This window comes from Nitrosospira multiformis ATCC 25196 (assembly GCF_000196355.1).
Classification (GTDB): domain Bacteria; phylum Pseudomonadota; class Gammaproteobacteria; order Burkholderiales; family Nitrosomonadaceae; genus Nitrosospira; species Nitrosospira multiformis.
In genome coordinates, this window is sequence record NC_007614.1 from 2,245,016 (window position 1) to 2,261,754 (window position 16,739).

General features: G+C 52.9%; 13 protein-coding genes. 7 read left to right on the forward strand and 6 right to left on the reverse strand.

The window, feature by feature from the left end; translation table 11 throughout:
• The first annotated feature begins 639 nt into the window (after positions 1-639).
• From NMUL_RS10225 to NMUL_RS10240, 4 genes are all read left to right on the forward strand, one after another.
• Complete coding sequence (locus NMUL_RS10225) at positions 640-1,440, forward strand: PEP-CTERM/exosortase system-associated acyltransferase (protein ID WP_238529802.1); 801 nt, start codon at positions 640-642, stop codon at positions 1,438-1,440.
• Positions 1,441-1,594: 154 nt separating this feature from the next.
• The gene (locus tag NMUL_RS10230) at positions 1,595-2,044 is read left to right on the forward strand and encodes a type 2 periplasmic-binding domain-containing protein (protein WP_011381270.1); all 450 of its coding nucleotides are present in this window, start codon (positions 1,595-1,597) and stop codon (positions 2,042-2,044) included.
• Positions 2,025-3,272, forward strand: coding sequence for a porin family protein (locus tag NMUL_RS10235; RefSeq protein ID WP_011381271.1), 1,248 nt, complete (start codon positions 2,025-2,027; stop codon positions 3,270-3,272). The genes NMUL_RS10230 and NMUL_RS10235 overlap by 20 nt, the downstream gene beginning before the upstream one ends.
• Positions 3,273-3,376: 104 nt before the next feature.
• Positions 3,377-6,202, forward strand: coding sequence for a bifunctional diguanylate cyclase/phosphodiesterase (locus tag NMUL_RS10240; RefSeq protein ID WP_238529803.1), 2,826 nt, complete (start codon positions 3,377-3,379; stop codon positions 6,200-6,202).
• Positions 6,203-6,296: 94 nt separating this feature from the next.
• Here NMUL_RS10240 and aroC read toward each other — a convergent pair whose 3' ends face one another.
• Positions 6,297-7,478 carry a chorismate synthase gene (aroC, locus tag NMUL_RS10245; RefSeq protein WP_011381273.1) on the reverse strand — a complete coding sequence of 394 codons (1,182 nt, stop codon included), beginning with the start codon at positions 7,476-7,478 and terminating at the stop codon, positions 6,297-6,299.
• A 152-nt stretch (positions 7,479-7,630) separates the two neighbouring features.
• Here aroC and NMUL_RS10250 point away from each other — a divergent pair, with 152 nt between their 5' ends.
• The gene (locus tag NMUL_RS10250) at positions 7,631-8,632 is read left to right on the forward strand and encodes a zinc-dependent alcohol dehydrogenase family protein (RefSeq protein WP_011381274.1); all 1,002 of its coding nucleotides are present in this window, start codon (positions 7,631-7,633) and stop codon (positions 8,630-8,632) included.
• An 85-nt stretch (positions 8,633-8,717) separates the two neighbouring features.
• On the opposite strand, the gene NMUL_RS10255 is transcribed toward NMUL_RS10250, so the two are convergent.
• Together NMUL_RS10255 and NMUL_RS10260 are read right to left on the reverse strand one after the other, a co-directional pair.
• A complete protein-coding gene (locus NMUL_RS10255; RefSeq protein WP_011381275.1) occupies positions 8,718-9,812 on the reverse strand; it encodes an ADP-ribosylglycohydrolase family protein in 1,095 nt (364 codons plus the stop codon).
• A gap of 199 nt (positions 9,813-10,011) precedes the next feature.
• Positions 10,012-11,496: a M17 family metallopeptidase gene (locus tag NMUL_RS10260; RefSeq protein ID WP_011381276.1), complete on the reverse strand. Its 1,485-nt coding sequence runs from the start codon at positions 11,494-11,496 to the stop codon at positions 10,012-10,014.
• 86 nt (positions 11,497-11,582) lie between these two features.
• On the opposite strand from NMUL_RS10260, the gene NMUL_RS10265 reads away from it, so the two are divergent.
• Positions 11,583-12,377, forward strand: a complete 795-nt coding sequence (locus NMUL_RS10265; RefSeq protein ID WP_011381277.1) for a thymidylate synthase — start codon at positions 11,583-11,585, stop codon at positions 12,375-12,377.
• A complete protein-coding gene (locus tag NMUL_RS10270; protein ID WP_011381278.1) occupies positions 12,374-12,925 on the forward strand; it encodes a dihydrofolate reductase in 552 nt (183 codons plus the stop codon). Before NMUL_RS10265 ends, NMUL_RS10270 begins: the two co-directional genes overlap by 4 nt.
• Before the next feature lie 166 nt (positions 12,926-13,091).
• On the opposite strand, the gene NMUL_RS10275 is transcribed toward NMUL_RS10270, so the two are convergent.
• The 3 genes from NMUL_RS10275 to apbC form a co-directional block, all read right to left on the reverse strand.
• Positions 13,092-14,267: a type III PLP-dependent enzyme gene (locus NMUL_RS10275; RefSeq protein WP_011381279.1), complete on the reverse strand. Its 1,176-nt coding sequence runs from the start codon at positions 14,265-14,267 to the stop codon at positions 13,092-13,094.
• 509 nt (positions 14,268-14,776) lie between these two features.
• Positions 14,777-15,346, reverse strand: a complete 570-nt coding sequence (gene dcd / locus NMUL_RS10280) for a dCTP deaminase (protein ID WP_011381280.1) — start codon at positions 15,344-15,346, stop codon at positions 14,777-14,779.
• A gap of 105 nt (positions 15,347-15,451) precedes the next feature.
• Positions 15,452-16,540: an iron-sulfur cluster carrier protein ApbC gene (apbC, locus tag NMUL_RS10285; protein WP_011381281.1), complete on the reverse strand. Its 1,089-nt coding sequence runs from the start codon at positions 16,538-16,540 to the stop codon at positions 15,452-15,454.
• Between the last annotated feature and the right edge of the window lie 199 nt (positions 16,541-16,739).

Sequence of the window (16,739 nt, forward strand, 5' to 3'; positions counted from 1 at the left end):
TTCCGCAGATTCCACCTGTACTGACTGTACCGGCCCAAAAGGCACAAGGAGTGCTGCTTTTCTCAGTATAGCAGGACAGCGCATCGCATTCCGGAATTACCCCTGCTATCCCTTTTCCCCTTAGTTACGCTCAGGCTCTGCGGTGCGATTTTAGCCAGAAGATGCCAAGGAATAGATAGCTGTAAAATTTTACAGCTATCCACGCCCTGCGATCTGTTGTCTCATAACATGCTCCTGTGCCAAAAGAAATGAGACTCTGACTACCGCAACAGGTTGTCTTGCTGCACATGAATGACGCTTTGGCGAATCCGGAAGGCAATGTGTTTCATCCGACACCAGAAGGCGCAGGTAGGCATGCTCGATAAGCTGATTGGGATAACTGGCTGGTAAAGTGAATCCGATTCTCGCCGTTAAAGACTTGTGTTCAAGAAGTCCAGCTTGCGTTTCTATCATGATCCGTAAATATATTCCAGCTGGGCTGTTATCTTTGGTTACGAACTCTGGCAAGGGATCCAATAAGGCGAAAACAACGAGATTCTACCGGGAAAGCAAGGATATTCTGACGAAAATCCCTGCTGGCACGCCGCTCGAATTATCCCCTCCGGGGGCGATTTTAAATTCTTTCGACTTGAATTACAGTTGCTTGAGCTCATCCAGATGAACGATATTGTGACCGCCTTTAACGAATATTTCGAAGTTGTCGACGCCGACACTCCGGAGCGATTGCAGGATGTATTTCGCCTTCGTTACCAAGTGCTCTGTATCGAGCAGCGTCTGCCTGGATTTGAAGCTTCACGCTATCCTGATGGGTGCGAATGTGACAGTTACGATGCTCATTCCTCTCATATGCTTCTTCGTCACCGTCCATCCGGCGATTTTGTCGGAACCGCTCGCCTGATACTCCCGGATCCGCTGACTCCCGAAAAACCCTTTCCTATCGAACAGCATGCGCAACTGGATCCATTTTTCAATATCAACCGGTTACCTCGGCAACATGCAGCCGAAGTATCTCGCCTGCTCGTCGTACGCCGATTCAGGCGGCGTAAAGGGGATAGCGGCGGGCCAGAAAATGAAATAGTTGTTGAAGACAGAGCTATAGAAAAACCACGCCGCTTCCCTCACCCGGTCCTCGCGCTTGCTGTTGGCCTGATCCGCATGTCCGCTGCTCATCACATAACTCATTGGCTATCGATCATGGACCCTGCCCTGAACAGGCTGTTAACCCTCTATGGGCTCCAGCACGATCCCGTGGGCCCATTGATTGAGCATCACGGTCAGCGTCGACCTTATCACGTCGACTTGTCCGCCATGTTGAACAGAATGCATGAAAGTCATCCTCTGATTTGGGAACTTGTTACTGATTTCGGCAGGAGCCTGCCAGCACCTCCAGGGTCGGCTCCAGTACCTATCTCCACCGTTCTTGCTGATATTGAAAAATAATAATCGCATATTCGCGGCCCTTCATCTAGCCCGCCTTCGCGAGTTATCGTCTATCGCTAGTTCTCATTCCGAAAGTCCAAACACTCGATCCCCGCAAGGATAAGACTGCTCAAACCATTCAAGCACGCATATTCCTGTCGGGTGAGTAAAAATTGTGACAATTAAAATAAAAATCGGTCATCTGATTTCGTCTATATGCCTGCTACTCGGCCTTTTATTCATGGCGGGTAAAACGTGCGCAGTCGAGCCCTACGAGATCATCACGAACTCGGGCGTCCACGAAAAAACCCTTTCCAAGAACGCCTTGCGCGCCATATTCGGCATGCGCCTGCATACATGGCCGGACGGCAGTCCCATTCATGTGTTCGTACTTCCGGATGAAGCCCCCCTGCACATCGCGTTCTCCAAGGAAAAACTGAATGTTTTTCCCTATCAACTCCGCGCAGCATGGGACCGGCTGGTGTTCTCGGGTACAGGACAGGCACCGGAAACAGTCGCTTCTCCAGAGGAGATGCTTGCAAAAGTCGGTAGCACACCCGGAGCAATTGGCTATTTAACCCGATCCAGAATGGATGGCAGTGTAAATGTTCTACACGTCAAGTAACCCCATTCCCCGCTGTTTGACGCGAGCGATTATCCGGCTCGTCGTGGTGGGTGCTGCCCTTTCGAATTGTATTGCTTACGCGCAAAAACTGCCGATTCCCCAGAACCTGCCGAACAACCTGCAAATACATGGTTTTGTTAGCCAGAGTTGGCTCAAGAGCACGGACAACAATAACGTTTTCGGGAAAAGCAGTTCCGATAGTGGAAGTTTTGACTTCAGGGAATTGGGACTGAATGCTTCCATGAGGCCCAAGCCCAACCTCCAGTTTTCGGCTCAGATGATTTCCCGCACTGCGGGAAAAGGAAGTCCGGGCAATATCCGGTTCGATTACGGATTCATCGATTATGCGTTTCTATCGGAAGAAAACAGCAAGATAGGAATACGCCTGGGCAGGATGAAGAATCCGCTCGGCTTTTACAACGACACACGCGACGTTCCCTTCACGCGGCCCAGCATACTTTTACCTCAATCCATCTACTTCGATCGCACGCGCAAATTGGGGATTGCAGCAGATGGGGTACATTTATACGGTGAATACCGTTTCGAGCACGGCGTCCTGTCTTTTCAGGGTGGACCGGTACGTCCACTAGTCAGAGGTGCTGAAGCAGAAGTAGCGCTGTTGGGCCAGGGGATGCCAGGCCATCTTGCTCCAGACATCTCCTATATTGGCCGTATAAGCTACGAACTCGACGAGGGCCGGCTTCGTTTTGCAGTCAGCGGAACGAATTTGAACATAGATTATGACCCCGCAAGCGGGGACCGGCTTGGCGCGGGCTCAATTCGCTTTACACCTCTCATTTTCTCCGCGCAATATAACGCAGAACGCTGGAGTTTCACTTCGGAATACGCGATACGCCATTTCGAATATAAAAATTTTGGCAGGGCGGCCCTCAATCTGGATTTCTTTGGCGAAAGCTATTACCTTCAGGGAGCTTATCGAATCACGCCGGAATTGGAAGCGATCGCTCGCTACGACGTACTGTATACGGACAGTAATGACCGCAGCGGAAAAAAATGGGCAGCGGCTACAGGCGGCGATCCGCATCGGCGGTTTGCTAAAGACATTACCGTAGGGTTGCGCTGGAACGTCACGCCTGAGTTCATGTTGCGCGCCGAGTATCACCGCGTGAACGGAACAGGCTGGCTTTCGACTCTTGACAATCCCAATTCGGGAGACCTTTCACCGCATTGGAATCTGTTTTCCATTCTCGGCTCCTACCGGTTCTAGACATGCTGCAGGATAAGTATTTTCATAATCAGGCTATGCAGAGAAATGGAGCGATAGCACCTGAAAAGCCCCAAAAATTTCTGGGACTGAAATGGAAAGTTTTGTTGCTGAGCAGCCTTATACTGATTGCCATCGTAGTCTCATTCACTGGGATTACCTATCTGAGCCTGATGGATGACTTCGAGAGCCAGAGAAATGCCCAGCACCAGCGCTATGCCAAGGAAGTTGAAGGACTGATCGACCAGGTTTCGATAAATTTGCATCAACTCGCCGGATTGATTCCTTTCCTGGAAGGAATGGATAAAAGTCTGCTCTCAGGTAACAAGGAATACGTCACCCAAGCATTTGATCCATATTGGTCGCCTTTGCAACTCAATAAAGGTATCGAATTGCTGCGTTTTTACGATAGCTCAAACCAGCAATTGGCAGGATGGGGAACTTCCCAGCCTAATACTTACGACGCATTGATGTCAGCCTGGGTGCACGAGGTGAATGCCCAGGAAAAGCCGATGAGCCATCTCAGCTGCCCCACCAGCTGCATGCAGTTTGCCGTGGCACCCTTGCTCGTGGAAGGTAACAACGTCGGCGTGATCGTCATCGGAACGCCCCTGGTCGATGTGATTCTGGGTTTCAAGGATATCTCGGGTGCCGATATCGCATTGCTGGTGAGGGAAAAAGGCGATTTGCCCGAAAGCAACAAGGTGAAAATTGCAAACTGGGATGTCACGCTTGCGGCACACAGCAGGGAAATGAACATTACTGTTCTGGATGAAGTTGCAGCGAATTATCCGGACCTGGAGAGTCTGGAGGAGGGCATCCTGGTTTCGTGGCACGATAGACACCTCCAGATAAAGCCGCTGTTTCTGGAGAGAATGGCCGTGTCGGAAGATGGTGCTCGCTTCATGGTTGTAACTGACATCACCTCCACGATCCGCACCATTCACAGCTCGACCCAGCAAAACATGATAATCGGCGTGGTCGGGCTCATATTCTCTGAAATACTGCTGTTCATCATTCTCACCAAGCCACTGTCGAGGCTCAAGCACATCGTTTTTACTCTCCCTCTTCTGGCCCGCAGCAGTTTCAAGAATTTTCGCCTGGAGCTTCGCTCTGCCGGCCAGAAACGATGGATGAAAGATGAAATTGACCTGCTGGATGAAACAGCGGTGGCCCTGTCACATCAACTGGAGAAGCTCGAGGATCAGGTGGCGGACAGGACCCGTATACTGGCCAGCAAGATGGACGAGCTAAGCAAGGAGAGGGATTTCATTAACAATCTGCTGGACATTGCGCAAGTAATCGTAATCACGCAAAAGGCGGATGGCGAGATTCTCACACTCAATGCCTATGGTGAAACGCTTATTCAGTATACGGAAAAAGAACTGCAGGGAACGCCCTTTCTCCATCTTCTGGCACTCGATGGAAATCTGCACGACCTTCCCGTTCACCTGGAAGAGGTGCGGTGCCAACGAAGAGACCAGCTTCGGCACGAAGCGAATGTCGTATGCAAGGATGCTTCCATTCGTAATATTCTGTGGCTGCATTCACGCCTCACCCGGCACAGCGAGGATGACCCCGCAATGTTATCGGTGGGTCTCGACATGACGGAACACAAGCGTGCTGAAGGGCGTCTTGCCTGGCTGGCGGATCATGATCCGCTCACGGATCTTTTCAATCGCCGCCGCTTCCAGGAAGAACTGGAACAGATGCTGAATCTTGCCGCGCGTTACGGGTACTCGGGAGCCTTGCTCTTTTTTGACCTTGATCAGTTCAAATACATCAACGATACCAGCGGGCATCAGGCGGGGGATGCCTTGCTTAAAATGGTCGCGCGTCTGCTGCTTGGCAATATTCGCAGCGTCGACATACTTGGCCGCCTGGGAGGCGATGAATTCGCAGTGATTTTGCCCCAAACGACAGCCGAAGGGGCGATAGAAGTGGCAAAAAATACGCTTGCGAGCCTGAATCAGGGAAAGATTACGATAAATGGTCGCACTCATAAAGCGTCAGCCAGCGTCGGTATCGCACTTTTTCCGGAGCACGGCAGCAATGTCCATGATCTCCTGGCCGCAGCCGATCTCGCCATGTATCAGGCAAAGGAAGCCGGACGAGGAGGATGGCATTTGTTTTCTGACGAAGAGAAAACACGTGAACGCATGCATACTCTTGTCTATTGGAAGGAGAAGATTGAGTATGCTCTTTCACACGAACGTTTCCTGTTCTATTTCCAGCCCATCATGCATGTTCGACGCAGGACCATCGATCATTACGAGGTGCTGCTTCGCATGATCGACAATGATGGAACTGTTCTTGCACCCCAGTTTTTCATCCCCGCCGCGGAACAGACAGGTCTTATTCATGCCATCGACCATATGGTTTTACGTAAATCCATTGCGCAATCAGCTGAAATACAACGCGCCGGTCAGTGCATCCGTTTTTCCATAAACTTGTCGGCGCATGCATTTCACGATCCGGAACTGCTGCCGATACTGAAAGATGCATTTGCCGAGTATGGCGCGGATCCATCGAATTTCATGTTTGAAATAACCGAGACAGCAGCGCTTGAGGATTTGCCCGCGGCGCGGGAACTCATGGAGATGATTAAAAAGCTGGGCTGCAGTTTCACGCTGGATGATTTCGGTGTCGGTTTCTCCTCCTTCTATTACATCCGGCAACTGCCGATCGATGTTGTAAAGATCGATGGCTCCTTCATACGAAATCTGGCAGACAGCCCCGATGACCAAATACTGGTGCAGGCTTTGTGCGATGTGGCAAGGGGATTCGGAAAGAAGACAACGGCGGAGTTCGTGGAAAATGCAGCGACCTTTTCAATCCTTGAGAAAATGCAGATCGACTATGCCCAGGGATTTTTGATTGGAACGCCTTCTCCCGCTTATGACACATCGTTCAGCGATTTCGCGAAGATGTGACGGAAGCCGTGCTCTGGCATGCCGGGAATGCATGAAGAAAACAAGCTTTTGGTCTCGCACCCGCCCTCGCCATCTTTTGCAGCACACTCATCTTTCACGCTTCATCCGGCTCGGGATCATCCGCAAACTCCACTTTTGGCTCGCTATCTGACGGGCCCTCTTCCTGACCTTCCCTAGGGCCAGTGTGGCCGGGAATTTTTGGAGTTGTGCACGCAACATCCGCGTTTTGTGCCCTATTGCGCAGCGCATGGTCCATCAATACCAGCGCCAGCATTGCTTCCGCAATGGGCGTAGCCCGGATACCGACACAGGGGTCATGTCTTCCATGAGTTTCCACTATTGCCGGATTGCCCATCTTGTCTACTGAGCGGCGCGGCAGACGTATGCTTGAAGTGGGCTTGACGGCGATATTCACCACGATATCCTGACCGGTGGAAATCCCGCCCAATATGCCTCCCGCATTATTGCTGAGAAAACCCCCGGGACTGATTTCATCGGAGTGCTCCGTTCCCTTCTGACTTACAGAAGCAAATCCAGCTCCGATTTCGACGCCTTTAACGGCGTTGATGCTCATCATGCCATAGGCGATTTCGGCATCGAGGCGATCATATACAGGTTCGCCCCACCCCACGGGCACACCTTCGGCAACCACACGAATCCTGGCGCCCACCGAGTCGCCCGATTTCCGCAGTTTGTCCATGAATTCTTCCAGGCTGGGCACGATGTCCGGGTCAGCCGAAAAAAAGGGATTCTCACCCACTGCTTCCCATTGTTTGAATGGAATCTCGACAGGTCCCAGTTGCGCCATATGACCTCTTATTACCACTCCATATCTTGCACGCAGCCATTTTTTTGCTATGGCTGCTGCCGCCACCCGCACGGCGGTTTCGCGCGCGGATGAACGTCCTCCTCCCCGGTAATCGCGTATGCCGTATTTTTGCCAATAAACATAGTCCGCGTGCCCGGGGCGGAAAGTATCCATGATTTTGCTGTAGTCCTTGCTGCGTTGATCTTCGTTGCGAATCAACAACGCGATCGGTGTTCCCGTAGTCTTGCCCTCGAACACGCCCGAAAGAATTTCCACCGTATCGGGCTCGCGCCGCTGGGTTACGTGCCGGGAGGTGCCGGGCTTGCGCCGATCAAGATCCTGCTGGATATCCTCAGCGGACAGTTCCATTCCCGGGGGACAACCATCCACTACGCATCCTAAGGCAGGGCCATGGGATTCCCCGAAAGACGTCACGCAAAACAGTTTGCCAAAGGTATTGCCGGACATTTCACTTTTCTAGCCAAATCGAGGCTCGAAGTTTAACATATCCCCATAGCCTTACCGTCCTCCGCTACGCCTTTCATTCCTGTTCCACTCGTAGCCGAGGATCGCACGCGTATTGTTGATCAGCCATCCAGAAAGAAGAATAAAGGGAAATCATGAAAGCGATACTGATGAATGCTCCGGGTGCACCAGAGGTGTTGACACCTGCCGACGTTCCCATGCCCGATCTTGCCGGCGCATTTGATGTGCGGGTAAAGTTGCACGCGGCGGGCGTAAACCCGATCGATACCAAGGTGCGCAAGGCCAATATGTATTACCCGGACAGGCTTCCGTCCATTCTCGGATGTGATGGGGCGGGTGTGGTTGAAGCCGTTGGCAGTTCAGTGACCCGGGTACGCGCAGGCGATGAAGTCTTCTTTTTCAATAACGGTTTGGGCGGAGCGCCCGGAAACTATGCGGAATATGCGGTAGTGCATGAAGATTATCTGGCATTGAAACCTGGGAATCTGTCAATGGTGGAAGCAGCCGCTGTTCCGTTGGCTCTGATTACCGCCTGGGAAGCACTGATAAAGCGTGGCAATCTCAAGGGGAGCCAGATTGCGCTGATTCATGCCGGCGCGGGTGGCGTGGGTCATATTGCCATCCAGCTTGCCCGATACCTGAAGGCCCGGGTTGCAACGACAATTTCGAGCGAGGAAAAGGCTGCCTTCGTGCAATCCCTGGGAGCCGAGCTTGCAATCGATTATCGCGAAAATGACTTTGTGGACACTGCGCTCGAATGGACGGAGGGACTGGGTGTGAACCTCGCTCTGGATACTGTCGGTGGAGAGACGTTCTGCAAATCCTTCTCCGCCATCCGGCTGTATGGCAGGGTGGTATCGCTGCTTTCAACGGTCTGTGATGCAAAGCAGCTCAATACTGCCCGACTGCGCAACCTGAGCATCGGCTATGTGCAAATGACTGCTCCCCTTTATTTCGGTTTACATTCGGCGCGTGTAGTCCAAACCGGCATACTTGAACAAGGTGCAAGACTGCTCGAACAAGGTATTCTCAAGATTCACGTCAGCCGCACGCTGCCTCTGACGGAAGCCGCCGAAGCGCATCGTTTGATCGAAGCGGGGCATACTCTGGGCAAGATAGTGCTGAAGATTGTGTAGCGGTTTCATTCTTCAAGGTATTCCGCCGGCTGCGTGAGGTTGGGCTTTCAAGAAGAATCGTGGATTTCCAGCGTTCCTCCCGTTTTCAGCTTTTTCCCTCGCCGATTGAAGTCCCCACTTTCGATCCCAGATCCATCGCAAGGCTCTGGAGTGCCTCGCCTTCATACAGGCCATCGAGAAAGCGCCGGGGTATTCCCGACAGACCGACCTGGGCTCCAACGAGCGCACCGGTCAAAGCGGCACGCGCCTGGTTTTCGCCACCGCCATTCACTGCGTGGAGCACAGCCGATTCGAAATCATTCGGAAAACGGGCAGTGAGATGATAGGCTGCGGGAAGCTGATGATAAATGGCACAGGTCATGCCATAAACGATGGAGACTTTCCATGCCGGTTCTATCCGGATATCCGGGTCTAGCGCAGCTGCCGCTATATATGAGGGTGTGAGCAGAGCGTCCGGAGAGACGGAATATCCACTTTCGCAGGGAAGGTCTTCTTGGGGCGGCTGCAAGTCGGTATGTGCCATCGTATGAAAAGGCAATTTTCCCGCCCTTGCCAATCGCATGAGCTTGCCGGAAAGACTCCTGTTGAGCTGGTGTCCCTGTACCAGGAGACTCAGTACCGATCCGTACGCGACAGTCAGGGTAACCACAGTACCGTCGATCTGGGTAAGCCGGGTATTGCTGGAGACAACGGCCGCCATCTCTTGTGGCTGAAAGGCGTAACGGACCGCCAGGGCCAGCGTGCGACCTATTGCTTCAGTGGTATCGGCCTGACCTCCCGTTTGGCCCCATGGCTGATTCTCCTGAACACGCTTGCGCCAGGTGTCTCGAATCGACTGCTGGGTATAGCCGCCAGGGCCGTTCACGGGCATGCCGTTAAGAAATGGGAATATTTCCTCATCCATCCGCTGGCAGAAATCCGCTTCGTCATAGCCGCCGCGCTCGACGAGCGAGCGCAGCATGAGCCGGAGAATGATACCCGTCTGTGACAGTTGGCCTGCCTTGAGGTCACTGTGGTAGCGGCCGGGCTTGGGATCGGTATAAGTCGTGATCCAGTCGCCGTAGTCACGCCGGAGCACTGCCAGATCGTAGTACCAGTGAGGACCGAGGCCCAGGGCATCCCCGATAAAAGCGCCCATGACGGCGCCGGCAGCGCGATTCTGTATGGTAGGGTCGGACATGTTCTGATCCTCCTTTTCGCAGGAAATACAAAAGTTTCAGCTTCTGGTCGTGAAGCGTAACAGCAGGCGGAAGAACCATTTTTTTATATTGGTCGCATGTGGGCCTGCAAAACCCGCTCAATCAGAAAGGGGCATGTATCCGAACAATTTCGATAAGCGGGAACAAGATAGGATCTATATCCACTATTCCTGTTAAAGGTCAAAGGGAGCCTGAAAACATGACCCTGAGCATCTCCACGCCCCACGCCACACCAAACCCGGTCACCGGGCTTGCCACCGCACCCAGTCCTTCCTTGTGATTGCTCGCGGAAAGGTCCATATGCAGCCAGGGAACGTCATCCACGAAGCGATTGAGAAATCTGGCGGCGAGAATATGATCGGCGTCGCCCTCCAGGGTGCACTGCCTCACATCGGCAATCTTGCTTTCCAGTTCAACATCATAATCCGCATCGAGGGGAAATCCCCAGACCCGTTCGCCTGTTACCCTCCCTGCTGTCAACGCCTTCTGCATCAACTCTTCGCGATTGCTGAAAATGCCGCTGTAGCGCGATCCCAGCGCCACGTGCATGCTTCCTGTCAGCGTTGCGAAATCCATCATAATATCGGGCTTCTCTCTCGCTGCCATCGTCAGGGTGTCCGCGAGCACCATTCGTCCTTCGGCATCCGTATGGACGATCTCTACAGTAGTCCCATTGAGCGTCCTGATGACATCATTCTGCTTGTAGGCATGCGGGCTGATATGGTTCTGTGCGATGGCAAGCCAGCAATCGATATTCACGGGGAGGTTGGCGCGGGTTGCAGCCAACAGTATGCCCAGGGCAACAGCGGAGCCATTCATGTCCTCGTGCATACCATGCATGTAACGTGCCGGCTTCAGGTTATGCCCTCCGGTATCGAAGCAGATACCCTTGCCCACCAGGGCGGCTGTCTTGTCCACTTTTTTCATTCGCCGCCGCACATGCACTATGGCTGCGTCTTCGGGATCGCTTCCCTGGGCAACCGCGACAAAAGCGCCGGCGCCCATCTCGCGCAGCGCTTTGACATCGAAATCCTGATAGTCCCAGCCTTCCCTTGTTGCCAGTTCCTGGATACGCTTGCGGTAGAGCCCCGGCGTCAACTCATTGGGTGGCAACACCGTAAGCTCCCGCGTAAGCAGATTTCCTTCCGCCATGGCCTTCAACAGGGCAAAATTATCCGCTTCCTCATGCCCGTGCAGCACGATTCGTTCGAGCCCGCGGCAGTTCTCCTCCTTTTTGCCCGTTTTGCGCGATGGCAGTAACGAACCATTGATCCATGCTGCGTAGAGGGCCAGTTGCGCCGCCATCCGCTTTTCGGCGGAGTCGCCATAAACGGTAACGCTTATTTCGGAAGGGCTTTCTTCCAGTAACAACTGCAAGGCTTTACGCATCGATACTTGCTGCTCGAACACGGACTTGATCGGATCGACCCTCACCCACGCGCATAATTCGCCACTCGGGAGATTGGCTGAAACCGGCGTTCCGCTGATTTCTTCCGCCTTCATTTTGCGCCGCGACAACAGGACGCTCAGCAAATCTTTTCCGAAAAAATCGAGCTCACCCGATGGTTCGGGCCGGGCGGGCAATACCACCAGGATATGAGTGACTTTGCCTGCGTCGTCAAGGGAGGCGAGGGGAGCATTTTTCTGCGTGAGCGCTGCAAGCATGGAATCACCTTTATTCTGTTAGAATGTCCATTATACTCGGGGCGTTTCCTTTTACTAAATTCCGCAGCCCGACAATACCGACTTCGATGCGCCAGTACCTCGATCTCATGCAGCATGTTCTGGAGCACGGACAAAAAAAATCCGATCGCACCGGCACAGGCACTCTCTCCGTTTTCGGCTACCAGATGCGCTTCGACCTGTCTGAAGGTTTTCCCCTGCTGACGACAAAGAAACTGCATCTGAAATCCATCATTTACGAACTGCTCTGGTTTTTGAAAGGGGATACCAATATAAGGTATCTCAACGAAAATGACGTTTCCATCTGGGATGAATGGGCGGATGAGAATGGCGATCTGGGACCGATATATGGCCGCCAGTGGCGCTCCTGGCCGAACGGGAAGGGAGGCCATATCGATCAGATCGAACAGGTAGTCGAGCAGATCAGGAACACGCCCGATTCCCGGCGCATGCTGGTATCGTCCTGGAATGTGGGGGAACTGCAGGAAATGAAGCTGGCGCCGTGCCACGCGCTGTTTCAGTTCTATGTGGCGGAGGACAAGCTTTCCTGCCAGCTTTACCAGCGCAGCGCTGACATCTTCCTGGGCGTTCCGTTCAATATTGCCTCCTATGCTCTGCTTACGCTCATGCTGGCGCAAAGCTGTGATTTACGCGCGGGTGAATTCGTCCATACTTTTGGCGATGCGCATCTTTATCTCAACCATCTGGAACAGGCACGCGAGCAATTGGAGCGGGGGCCGAAAAAACTGCCTATCATGAAATTGAACCCGGCAATCCGGAACGTTTTCGACTTCCGGTATGAGGATTTCAACCTGGAAGGGTACGACCCTCATCCGTCAATCAAGGCACCCATTGCAGTATGACACCTCGACTCTCCGTTTTGGTGGCGATGGCGCGAAATCGCGCCATCGGTCATAAGAACGCGATCCCCTGGCACTTGCCGCACGACCTCAAGCATTTCAAGGAGCTTACGATGGGGCATCCCATGATCATGGGACGCAAGACGTATGAATCCATCGGCCGGCTTCTTCCCGGCCGCACCAGCATCATTATCACAAGACAACCTGATTATGAAGTTCCGGGCGCACTGGTGGTCAGCTCCATAGGAGAAGCGCTCAGCGCCTGCAAGCAGATAAGAAGCGGAGAAGAGGGGCATCCCGATCAAGGGAACGAATGTTTCGTCATTGGGGGTGCAGATATATTCCAGCAAATGCTGCCGCTATGTGATCGCCTGTATATGACCGAGATCCACAGGGATTTCGAGGGTGATACGTATTTTCCGGAATTTGACAGGAATGATTGGTGGGAGGTCTCGCGCGAAGAGCATGTGGATGACAGTGGGCTGGAGTACCATTTTGTCACACTCGATCGCATGGCGAGTCAGCAGGAACAAGGCGCTCAGCGACTCTGAGTTCCGGGCTCTGATTCCCGACAAGCGTTCCTGCAAAAAAAGTGGCGGGCCACAGATAACTGTGACCCGCCTTTTTTATTATTATTGTCCGATTGCGCTGCCTGACCGTCCCGGAAACAGCTTGTCGAGAAGCGGGCTGGCAAGCGGGAATCCTGATTTTATTGACTTACAGGACGACGACCTCTGGCAAAGGAAAGCCGTTGAAGTTACTGGCGTAGGCTGTCGTATAAGCGCCGGCATTGGGTATATAGATGAAATCGCCTTCCTCGATATCCTCCGGCAGGAGTTCATCGCGCATCAAAATATCGACCGAATCACAGGTTGGCCCTGCTACAGACCAGGGAATGCTCGGTCCCGTGCGATCAGAAAGAATTTCATACCGTAAACCCTCCGTGACCTCGATCACGCCCCCAAAGACGCCTGCATCCCAATACATCCAGCGTTTGCCGTTGCGGGTGGCCGTTCCTACTACGCGGCAGACAAAATAGGCCGCATCCGAGACGAGGTAGCGCCCGGGCTCAGCCATGATGCGAATGTTCTCCGGCAGGTTCGCAATCGCTTCGTTCACGACCTCACCGATAACTTCTATCGATGGAATGGGCTTGACATGCCGCACCGGATAGCCGCCGCCGATATTGAGCAAACGCGGTGACAATCCTGCCTGGCGCATGTCGGCGAATACCTTGATTGCCCGCTCGATGCCCACCCGCCAGTTCTGCGGATTACGGCATTGCGATCCGACGTGGAAGGTCACGCCGGCGAGATCAGCCTGAAGGTTCGCGGCTTCGTCAATAATCTCCTTGATCTCGGCCACATGCGTGCCGAACTTGCCGGCAAGCGGCCAGTCGCTCCCGATGTTGGGCGTATCGATCCGCAAATACAGTTTCGCATCCGGCTTCACGCTGACGATCTTGCGTAGCTCCTCGACACTATCCAGTACATACCACTCCACGCCTTTGGCTGCGGCATATTCCAGGTACGCCCGGGATTTCATCGGATTACTGTAATAAATATCCGCGGCAGGCACATTCAGGCTGAGCAGGAGGTCAAGCTCTGAAATGGAGGCAATTTCAAACCCAACGCCTTCCTCGATCAGCGTTTTCAATACGCGCGGATCAGGATTGGCCTTGACCGCGTAGTGCGGCTGCACGCGCGGCATGGCCGCTTTGAATCTTCGGGCCTTGTTGCGGATGATATTACTGTCAACCAGCAGGAATGGCTTGCTGTAGCCCTGTTTGAGGGCTGCCTGAACGTGTTCAAAATCCAGGCTGACTTCGGGGTGAGTGTCGAATATTTCTTCTACTTCTACGGGTTGCCGTAGAGCGGTATTACGCATTTGCATGAGATCGCCCTTCCTTTTGAAGACGCTACGTTACGGGGGTATGAATATTTACCAGATCGGCCGTGATGAAGTAGTTTGCTTTGCCTGTCATGATGACCTCCTGTCCTTCGATTTGATAACTTAAAAAAATGCGGATTATAGACTTGATTCCGGCGGAATCAAGCGTTTTTTTGAATGTGGAAAAGACCCTGTGTGGGCGCCGAAGTTCCCCTTGGACGTATCGTATTCCCGCAGTTGGGGATTTTGCAAAATAAGGAAAATACTAGGGGTGAAGTAGACGGGCGAAGTTAAGTGCCGCTTTGTCTGTTGCCCGAAGCTTGCATAACGATCAATATCTCTCTACCTGAGTCGGGATGGATAAAGGGCCATCGTTTGCCCTGAATCTTTCATCGCCGCTCGCCCTGATCTTCGAGGCTGTTGATGGATCGAGGATCGAACGGTGTTCAGGACAAGCCCTTAGACCCCCTCAGAAGCTTGGGACAGGCTTGTGAGGGAAGGATCGGATGTGTTCAGATTTTTGGCAGTGTCACCCCATGCTGCCCCTGGTATTTCCCCCCCCTGTCCTTGTAAGAGGTCTCGCAGATCTCGTCAGATTCGAAAAAGATTACCTGCGCTACCCCTTCATTCGCGTAAATCTTTGCGGGAAGAGGTGTGGTATTGGAAAACTCCAGTGTAACGAAACCTTCCCACTCCGGCTCGAAGGGGGTGACGTTGACAATGATGCCGCAACGGGCATAAGTGGATTTTCCGAGGCAAATGGTCAATACATTTCTCGGAATGCGAAAGTATTCAACTGTGCGGGCAAGCGCAAAGGAATTGGGCGGAATAAGACAGATGTTGCTTTTCACGTCGACAAAGGAGTTGGAATCGAAGTTTTTAGGATCCACGATGGCGGAGTTGATATTGGTGAACAGCTTGAATTCATCCGAGCAGCGAATGTCGTACCCATAACTCGAAGTGCCGTATGAAACGATCTTGTGTCCGTCAGGGGCATGCTTGACCTGGTTCGGCTCGAACGGCTCGATCATGCCGTGCTCCATCGCCATCCGGCGAATCCACTTATCCGACTTGATTGTCATGTTGAAAAAAAGAATGCGAGGTGAACAGAATGTACAAGCGGGGGAAGACGGAAAGCAGCCAAACCTCCCCGCCTCCTTCCAGAGATCATCTTTCCATTTCCGGAATCAGGTATCCTCAACCACAATCCTGGCGAACAGCGCGGAATGGTCCAACGACAACTCGTCGATTTTCATGGCGAGGCGGCGAGCGATACTGCGATAAATTTCCGATATTCGTCCGTCAGGCTCTGCAACGACTGTCGGATTTCCGGAATCGGTATGTTCGCGAATTTTTATATCGAGGGGCAACGCTCCCAACAATTCCACATCGTAATCCCTGCACATTTTTTCCGCGCCACCTGTGCCAAAAATATGCTCTTCATGCCCGCAGTTCGAGCAAATGTGCGTGCTCATATTTTCGATGATGCCAATTATGGGAATGCCTACTTTCTGGAACATCTTCAATCCCTTGCGGGCATCGAGCAACGCAATATCTTGAGGCGTCGTAACAATGACGGCCCCTGTCACCGGCACTTTCTGCGCAAGTGTCAACTGGATATCGCCCGTTCCCGGCGGCATGTCCACAATGAGATAATCTATTTCCTCCCACCGGGTATCAGTCAGCAACTGCTGCAGAGCCTGGGTAACCATGGGCCCGCGCCACACCATCGGTGTTTCCGCATCGATCAGAAGCCCGATGGACATGGCCTGAATACCATGCGCTCTCATCGGTTCGATGGTCTTGCCATCGGGAGACTCCGGCCTGCCGGTAATGCCCAGCATTTGCGGTTGTGAGGGACCATAAATATCGGCGTCCAGTATCCCGACAGAAGCGCCTTCGGCTGCCAACGCCAGCGCAAGGTTGACTGCCGTGGCGGATTTGCCCACCCCGCCCTTCCCCGAGGCCACGGCAATGATATTCTTGACTCCCGGGATGAGCTTCACTCCCCGCTGAACTGCGTGGGAAACGATCTTGCTTGAAACATTGGCATTTACACTCCCGATTCCCGGAATGGCTTTGAGCTTTCCAATCACCTGAGCGCGAATATCCTCCATTACACTTTTTGCGGGATAACCGAGCACAATATCCAGCGATACATTATTGCCCTCGATGACGATATTGCGCGCCTCGTTGGTGCTTATGTAATCCTTGCCCGTGGTGAGATCGGTAATTTCCCTGAGTGCGACCTGTATTTGCTGTTCTGTAATAGCCATTTTTTGAACTCCTTTGACTTGGGGCTACTGATGACCCGAATATTAACAAATATCAAGGGTTCGCGAATCCTTCGAGGACGAGAACGGCCAGCCGGTGCTTGCTCCTCTCTTCGTGCATGGAAGAAGGCCAGGGGGAAAACTCGTGGTACGATGAACGGGTGATAAATGCATCAGAATATGACCAGTCAGTGTTTCAAAG

Excerpts from the sequence above, each read along its gene's own strand:
- apbC (WP_011381281.1), bottom strand. The coding sequence starts at position 16,540 with ATGGCTATTACAGAACAGCAAATACAGGTCGCACTCAGGGAAATTACC.
- dcd (WP_011381280.1), bottom strand. The coding sequence starts at position 15,346 with ATGACAATCAAGTCGGATAAGTGGATTCGCCGGATGGCGATGGAGCAC.
- NMUL_RS10275 (WP_011381279.1), bottom strand. The coding sequence starts at position 14,267 with ATGCAAATGCGTAATACCGCTCTACGGCAACCCGTAGAAGTAGAAGAA.
- aroC (WP_011381273.1), bottom strand. The coding sequence starts at position 7,478 with ATGTCCGGCAATACCTTTGGCAAACTGTTTTGCGTGACGTCTTTCGGG.
- NMUL_RS10265 (WP_011381277.1), top strand. The coding sequence starts at position 11,583 with ATGCGCCAGTACCTCGATCTCATGCAGCATGTTCTGGAGCACGGACAA.
- NMUL_RS10270 (WP_011381278.1), top strand. The coding sequence starts at position 12,374 with ATGACACCTCGACTCTCCGTTTTGGTGGCGATGGCGCGAAATCGCGCC.
- NMUL_RS10255 (WP_011381275.1), bottom strand. The coding sequence starts at position 9,812 with ATGTCCGACCCTACCATACAGAATCGCGCTGCCGGCGCCGTCATGGGC.
- NMUL_RS10260 (WP_011381276.1), bottom strand. The coding sequence starts at position 11,496 with ATGCTTGCAGCGCTCACGCAGAAAAATGCTCCCCTCGCCTCCCTTGAC.
- NMUL_RS10235 (WP_011381271.1), top strand. The coding sequence starts at position 2,025 with ATGTTCTACACGTCAAGTAACCCCATTCCCCGCTGTTTGACGCGAGCG.
- NMUL_RS10250 (WP_011381274.1), top strand. The coding sequence starts at position 7,631 with ATGAAAGCGATACTGATGAATGCTCCGGGTGCACCAGAGGTGTTGACA.